This is a genomic window from Paenibacillus sp. J31R109 (genome assembly GCF_059692055.1).
This window is the reverse complement of sequence record NZ_JCAUAR010000003.1, coordinates 681,463-688,372: the sequence shown is the minus strand read 5'-3', so window position 1 is coordinate 688,372 and position 6,910 is coordinate 681,463. Positions and strand designations below refer to the sequence as shown.

Genomic DNA, 6,910 nt, shown 5'->3' with positions numbered 1-6,910 from the left:
GGGATAAGCGCTGAAAGCATCTAAGCGCGAAGCCCCCCTCAAGATGAGATTTCCCAGTATGTAAGACCCCTTGTAGACGACGAGGTTGATAGGTTCGAGGTGGAAGTGCGGCAACGTATGCAGCTGACGAATACTAATCGGTCGAGGGCTTAACCTAATCCCAACCAAGTGAAGAAAAGCTTTGTAGCGAATTCCGAATGAATTCCGAATACTTGATTGGGGCCCAGAAAATCCTAAGATATTTACTTTACGCAGGTTTCGTATCTAGTTTTCAAGGAATAATATTCCTACTGTGGCGATCGTGGCGAAGGGGTTAACGCACCGGTTTGTGGATCCGGCATTCGTGGGTTCAAGTCCCATCGGTCGCCCTTTTCCCTTAACTAATGGGGATTAGCCAAGCGGTAAGGCAACGGACTTTGACTCCGTCATGCCTAGGTTCAAATCCTAGATCCCCAGTATACTTTCTTAAGCGGTCGTGGTGGAACGGCAGACACACCATCTTGAGGGGGTGGCGCTCACAAGGCGTGAGGGTTCAAATCCCTCCGACCGCATCCCAAGAAAAACCCTTGTTTATCAAGGGTTTTTCTTTTTGACTTGACTGAAGATATCACGTAGCGACTTCATGTTGCATGACTTTACTGGTTTCTAAAAAGCATAACCGTTCCACTTTGTACAAATCATAGATGGATTGATTATGATTAATTGATTGATAGATGTGAGGATTTGTATCATTTGCTAATAGGGCATATGGTAGTTTTTCTACGGCTTTCTTCGATCGAATATTTTGTTTTCGAATTTTCAAAAATAGGGTATCTATCTTATTCTCAAGAAATAATTCAGTGAAAAAGGTTTCTTTCGCTTGTTGGTTATACCCCTTACCAAAGTAAGGGGCTCCAATCCATGTTGCCAAGAAGCCTGTTCTATTAACTATATGATAAAGTTCAATAGTACCTATAGGATGTCCCATTTCATCTAAAATTGTTCTAGAAATACATGTTTCCTTTTCTTCTTCTACGATCAATTGTTTGGTGATGAACAAATACTCTTCATAACACTGGCATTTATTACGAACGTAAGGAAAAACTGCAGGATCCGTCATTAAGTTAACAGGGAATGGCATTCGTGCAAATCACGCTTTTTTAACATGTTATCTACCACCTAGCTTCTATGATTCGTTAGATCAGTCAATCTAAGTATATAAAAGGACTTTTCGGATTAGATGAACGCTGCGTTATGTTTCTGTAAATGTATTTCGCAAGCTCGAGCCCTGATCATGATTATTTGATCAAGGGCTTATTCCTATTGGAATCGCATCGGTATTAGCAATAGCAGGGGCTAGTTTTTTTGGTATCATAATGCGATGATAGATTACGAACAATAAAGCGCATGAAACTGAAGGGGAGACTATCGATGTATCGTGTACTGGTTGCCGAGAATGAGCCGTGGATTCGGGATTGTATTGTGGAAATGGTGGAGAGGGCCGGGGAGGAATTCGAGGTCGTTGGGGAAGCCAGCAATGGAGAGGAAGCGCTTGCATTGATATATGAACTGTGGCCGACAATTCTTCTTACGGATATTTGTATGCCGGAAATGGACGGTCTCGAGCTAATTCGCCGATTAACGGAGAGCAGAATCCCGATGATTCCGGTGGTTATTAGCGGATATGACAATTTTGAATACGCCAGGCAGGCTATGAGCTATGGCGTAACCGAATATTTACTCAAGCCTGTTCAATTCGAGCATATATCAACGGCCTTACATAAGTCGGTGGATAAGCTGGCAACGATCAAGGAATTGAACGCGTATTTGATGCGTATGCAAGAACTCATCGAGCAGGGCTATTCCATGGAATCGAAGACACTTCTCCGAAAGCATAGGGATCTCCTTGAAACCATCCTCAGTATGAAATATTTGAACCCGAGTGCACATCAGTCGTTATTGGCCGTATATGAAGGGAAGCTAAAGTCCCTTTTAGAAGAAACGCATCAGGTACAACTGAAAGTCAAAAGGAACAACAGTGCTGGTTGGGGTGACGATTCCGAAATCCGTCAATATTTTCAATCTATTCTTGATCAATGGATTATCCATCGTCCGGCTCAGGTGAGCCAAAATCTGAAATTTGTCGTTCAAAAGGCGTGCGAGCATATTCGTACGCATTATCGAGACGATTTCACGTTGTCGGAGTTGGCTGACATGGCTAATTTGAGCATTTCGCACTTCGGCTTTTTGTTCAAGCAGCAGACAGGTTGCACGATGATTCAATATATCAATGAAATTCGGATTGCGGAGTCTAAAAAGCTGCTTTTGGAAACCGATGATAAGGCGTATCGGATTGCCGAGTTGGTCGGATTTGGGTCACTGCCTTACTTTACTAGAGTATTCAAGGCGATTGTCGGATTAACGCCATCTGAATATAGAAAGAGTATGGGCCTATGAACTGGTGGCAATGGCAGTACCGATTTTCAATTAGAACCAAAATGGTAGCAGCTTTCCTCGGGGTCAGCTTCTTTTCCTTGTTCATCATGGTGGGCTTCGCCAATTACTATTACGCCAAATCGGCGAAACACGATTTCTTCGAAATTGCTCAGCAAGCCGTCTCCCGCATTAATCATCAGACAGATTTATATTTCACCCAGCTGATTCAATCCACGCATGCAACGATCGCGGGTCCGCTGCCATCGCGGAATCCGCTCGTCACCCGGAATGACACCAGCTTAATACAGGACTGGCTGCAGGGCGAACTGTCTGTAACTCGGGAAAATTTATTTTGGATCGAGAATTCGTTAAATCAAACGATAGCGCTTAACTATTCGGAGATCGTAGACATGTTTCTCGTTTCTTCGGACAAACGCATTATTTCCACAGAAGACAATTTGGCCCCTGACGAAAGCAGGCTCATGATTGAGCCCTGGTATCAGAGTCCGTTAGCGGACATAGCAAAAATATTTCCAACCTATCTATCCGAGTACAGGAATTCGGTTGGCTATCCAGTAGTGGCCGTAAGCGTCCCAATTTTTAGTACAAATACGGTGAAATTGATTGGAAATCTGGTGATTGATGTCGCACTGAACGAAGTTGGGAAAATCCTGGGCCGTTCTACACTTGGCGAAACGGGGTATTTTTTTATCGTCTCCTCGGATGGAACCATCGTATATGATCCGAATTCAGGATTGGCAGGTTTGCCTATGGCAGAGACGGAACTAAGTTGGCTGCGCCTAGACAAACCGAATGATGTTCAAACATGGGAAGGAAAGGACTACCTCGTATCCTATAACCATTCTGAATTTACGAACTGGAATGTGGTGGCGCTAGTCCCACTGAACGAAATGGCCAGCGGTTTAACCATCGTTCGCAAATCCATGATTATTGTCATGATATTGGTCTCTATTTTTATATTGATTACCGTGCCATGGTTGTCTGGCTGGTTAACCCGTCCGATCTCAAAGCTGAAAGATTTGATGCTGCGCGTTGAAAATGATGACTTATCCGTGCAGGCAGACGTTTATCCCGGAAACGATGAAATTCAGCAATTGAATCGTAGATTCAATCGAATGACATATCGGCTGAAGGAATCGCGGGAAACGATATATGGCTTGAAATTGAAGGAAGTCAAGCTCCAGTTGAAACAGAAGGAAGCAACCATTCAAGCCCTGCAAAATCAAATTAATCCTCATTTGCTCTACAATACACTGGATATTATTAAGAGCATTGCCTTTTTGGAGGATAATCCAAGGATCGCTACCATGGCTGGCAATTTAGGCAGTGTCTATCGCTATACGGCGAGAATGGCGGAATTGGAAGTTCCATTGTCCGATGAAATCGAACATTTAAGAAATTATTTGGACATTATTCATGTGCGGTTTTCTAAGCATTTTCAAAGCGAGATCTATATCCATCAAAAATATATGGATTGTATGATCGTCAAGTTGTGTCTGCAGCCGATGGTGGAGAATGCCGTGAAATTCGCCGTAGAGCCGAAATACGGGAAAGCAGCCGTTCTGGTGAACGCGTTTCAGGAGCATGACGACCTCATTATTGAAATCGCCGATAACGGACCTGGTATTCCCGCAATCAAGCTTAAGGAACTGCAAGAAAGGCTGGATGCAATTAGTGAGGGGGCGGAAGATCGGTTTGCTGAACAGCAGTCTCTTGGCATTGCGAATGTACATACCCGTCTTGTTTTACAGTATGGAAATAAATATGGGTTATCCGTTGTATCTTTTCCGGGGCGGGGTACGGTTGTATCGATAAGGATTCCATTCCAGATTAAGGATGTTCCGGGTACTAACTTCACCAAATCGGATAAATAATCGTGGAATCGTGAAATTTTTAAGGGCATTCCTAGCGATATAATGAAAGCAATCAGTGATAAGAAGCTCCGAGGAGGATACACATGAAAAAATGGATCGCTATTGCTATGATCGCCAGCTTGTCAACAGCTATTACCGCAGGATGCTCGAATGAAAAGAAGACGACTCAGGGGGATACGCCGACTACAACAAACACGCCGAAAGCTACGGATAGCGGCAAGGAGAAAATAACAATCAATTCAATGGCTGGTTCCTTTAAGGGAGGCGGTTGGCCGGATAACAATCATCCGATTATCCAGCACATCAACGAGAAGTTCAATGTTGATTTCAACATGCAATGGGTGCCGGGAGCTAACTATGACGAGAAGTTAAACGTGATGGCAGCATCTGGTCAATTGCCTGATCTCTTCGTTGTCAATGAACTTGAATATCTCAGATGGCAGTCACAAGGTGTATTCGTTGAACTGACGCCATACTTGAAGCAGTATCCGAATCTAGCCAAAGCGATCCCTCAGGAGATGATGGAGGTGCTTAACCCGCCGGGCAAGCTGTACGGTCTGGGCAAATTCCAGCCGGCTAATCAGTTATCGGTCGTCGTTCGGAAGGATTGGCTGACTAAACTAAACATCCCTGTACCTAACCCAGATACGTTTACTTTGGACCAATTTTATGAAATCGCCAAAGCGTTCGCTAAGAACGATCCGGATGGTAATGGTAAGGCCGACACGGTAGGATTTACGGCATCGGGAAGCGATCCGGGAATTAGCTTGCTAAACGGAGCTCAGCCATTGGAAATTGCTTTCGGACTGGCCGATCTATGGAAAGAAGAGAACGGAAAATTAATTCCACGTCACGTACAGACCAACGAACTGAAGCAGTACCTTGCTTTTATGCGTAAAGCTTACGAAGAAGGTGTGCTCGATCGCGATTTCATGACCAATTCCGGCACGATTGTTAACGATAAAATAGGCGGCAATCAGCTGGGCCTTGCTGTGGCGCAACATCAACTTGTTGAGCGAAGCGTCGCACAATTGAAGAAGATCGCGCCAAACGCGGAGATCATCCAGCTTCCACCGCCAAAAGCTCCAAGCGGTCTTCGCGGAAATCCAACTCGTGTTGGCGGAACGACGAAAATCGTGCTGAACGCGAAACTGGATGAGAAGAAGCGTCAGCGCATCTTGAGCCTTCTCGATTGGTGGGCGACTGAGGAAGGTACGAAAATCATCAAGAGCGGTCCGGAAGGAATCTTCTACACGAAAAGCGCCGACGGTAAAGTTGAGTTGACGGAGCGAGGCAAGAAGGAACAAGATAGCGTCAACATTTTGAACAACTGGTTCTTCCGCAATTCATCTATGAAATATGAAACCCGCGAATGGGACGATCAGAAGAAGCCAGAAGCGCTGGTTAAATTCCAGACTGAGAATGCGAAGTATGCAGCGAAAGCCGATCCATCTGTTGGATTTACCAATTTGTCTTCGACCTATATGAAGAAATCGACGGATCTGGATGCCAAGTTTAAGGAAGCCATGTTGAAAATTATCATGGGACGCGAGCCGGTAGAGAGTATTGAGAAGGCAGTAGAAGATTGGAAAAAGAATGGTGGCGACCAAATCGTCAAAGAAGTGAACGAGGCATATACAGCTAACAAGAGCGGGAAATAGGAAGCAGAAAGGTGTAGCCGATATGTACAGAACAGAATATTCCTTACGCTACTTTCGAAGAGCATTACCGATCTATTTCATGCTGCTGCCAGGCGTTCTATTCTTTGTGATTTTCAAGTATGTGCCGATGTTCGGCATTTCGATCGCTTTTCAGGAATACAATCCATTTCAAGGCTTTTGGAAGAGTAATTGGGTGGGAATCGAGCATTTTCAAAGGCTGTTTGAAGAGCAGCAGTTTCTCTTACTGCTTAAAAATACGCTGCTTCTTAATTTGCTCGACATTTTCGTCTTTTTTCCCGCCCCGATCCTATTTGCTGTCTTGCTGAACGAAGTTCAACTTAAGTGGTTCAAAAAATCGGTGCAGACCATCGTGTATGCTCCACACTTTCTGTCATGGGTTGTGATTGTAGGCATGACGGTGCTCTTGTTTGCCACACAGAAGGGCAGCATCAATCAACAGCTTGCTGCTTGGGGTTTCGAGCGGATTGAATTGATGACGGATCCGGTCTACTTTCGCTTGGTATGGGTTCTTCAAAATATTTGGCACGGTGTTGGCTGGAGTGCGATTATATTTTTGGCGGCGCTTGCGGCTGTTAATCCTTCGCTATATGAGGCTGCAGTGGTTGATGGGGCTGGTCGTTTACGGCAAATCTGGCATATTACGCTACCCGCACTTCGCAATGTCATTGTCATCGTATTCATCATTCGTTTAGGCAACTTTATGGATATCGGATTCGAGCATATTTATTTGCTGCAAAATCCGCTCAATCTTAGCGTGTCGGACGTGTTTGATACCTATGTGTATCGTAACGGGATCGCGAAGGGAGAATTTAGTTATTCGGCGGCCGTTGGGCTCTTCAAGTCGATTGTTGGCCTTGTGATGGTCATAGGAGCGAATACAATTGCCAAAAAAATGGGACAGGAAGGGGTGTATTGACA

The 6,910-nt window shown here is 44.7% G+C and carries 5 protein-coding genes, 3 tRNA genes and 1 rRNA gene; 8 read left to right on the top strand and 1 reads right to left on the bottom strand.

Annotation, left to right across the window (positions count from 1 at the left end):
• The 4 genes from AC58QT_RS12875 to AC58QT_RS12860 all read left to right on the top strand — a co-directional run.
• A 23S ribosomal RNA gene (locus AC58QT_RS12875) occupies nucleotides 1–157 on the top strand; the annotation flags it as partial.
• A 138-nt stretch (nucleotides 158–295) separates the two neighbouring features.
• Nucleotides 296–368: transfer RNA gene (locus AC58QT_RS12870), tRNA-His, on the top strand.
• A gap of 16 nt (nucleotides 369–384) precedes the next feature.
• Nucleotides 385–456: transfer RNA gene (locus AC58QT_RS12865), tRNA-Gln, on the top strand.
• A gap of 13 nt (nucleotides 457–469) precedes the next feature.
• Nucleotides 470–551: transfer RNA gene (locus AC58QT_RS12860), tRNA-Leu, on the top strand.
• A gap of 56 nt (nucleotides 552–607) precedes the next feature.
• Here the strand turns inward: AC58QT_RS12860 and AC58QT_RS12855 are convergent.
• Nucleotides 608–1,120: a GNAT family N-acetyltransferase gene (locus tag AC58QT_RS12855; RefSeq protein WP_497409311.1), complete on the bottom strand. Its 513-nt coding sequence runs from the start codon at nucleotides 1,118–1,120 to the stop codon at nucleotides 608–610.
• A 290-nt stretch (nucleotides 1,121–1,410) separates the two neighbouring features.
• Between AC58QT_RS12855 and AC58QT_RS12850 the strand changes: the two genes are divergently transcribed.
• From AC58QT_RS12850 to AC58QT_RS12835, 4 genes are all read left to right on the top strand, one after another.
• Entirely contained in the window at nucleotides 1,411–2,436 is a 1,026-nt protein-coding gene (locus tag AC58QT_RS12850) for a response regulator (RefSeq protein ID WP_497409310.1), read from the top strand.
• Nucleotides 2,433–4,310, top strand: a complete 1,878-nt coding sequence (locus tag AC58QT_RS12845; RefSeq protein ID WP_497409309.1) for a cache domain-containing sensor histidine kinase — start codon at nucleotides 2,433–2,435, stop codon at nucleotides 4,308–4,310. The genes AC58QT_RS12850 and AC58QT_RS12845 overlap by 4 nt, the downstream gene beginning before the upstream one ends.
• A gap of 83 nt (nucleotides 4,311–4,393) precedes the next feature.
• Nucleotides 4,394–5,971 carry an extracellular solute-binding protein gene (locus AC58QT_RS12840; protein ID WP_497409308.1) on the top strand — a complete coding sequence of 526 codons (1,578 nt, stop codon included), beginning with the start codon at nucleotides 4,394–4,396 and terminating at the stop codon, nucleotides 5,969–5,971.
• 22 nt (nucleotides 5,972–5,993) lie between these two features.
• Complete coding sequence (locus AC58QT_RS12835) at nucleotides 5,994–6,908, top strand: ABC transporter permease (RefSeq protein WP_497409307.1); 915 nt, start codon at nucleotides 5,994–5,996, stop codon at nucleotides 6,906–6,908.
• The last annotated feature ends 2 nt before the right edge of the window (nucleotides 6,909–6,910 follow it).